The following is a 244-nucleotide window of genomic DNA, read 5'->3' as shown; positions in this document are numbered from 1 at the left end:
TTTTCCATAAGGAAGATCCTTAACAGAAGCAATACCATTTTTATTAGTAATAACCTTAGTTACTTCTTCACCTTTTTCATTATAGACAGTAAATTCAACATCTGATAAAGGCTTTTTGTTATCATCAACTTTATGGATTTCAATAGAACCTTTTACAAGTTTGTTAACCACGTTGAAAACTTGATTAGAACCTTGTTTTGTAATTTCGAATGAAATCTCTTCGCTAGAACCTTCATAACCATTT

1 protein-coding gene is annotated in these 244 nt (G+C 29.5%); it reads right to left on the bottom strand.

What is annotated here, in order from left to right; translation table 11 throughout:
• Positions 1–244, bottom strand: a 244-nt coding sequence (locus MR107_RS30865) for an MSCRAMM family protein (RefSeq protein WP_242293211.1), incomplete at both ends; no start/stop codon positions are given.

Source organism: Bacillus cereus group sp. BfR-BA-01441 (assembly GCF_022663075.1).
GTDB lineage: Bacteria > Bacillota > Bacilli > Bacillales > Bacillaceae_G > Bacillus_A > Bacillus_A cereus.
Note: the sequence above shows the minus strand (reverse complement) of the source record. Positions and strands in the feature narration are given on the sequence as shown.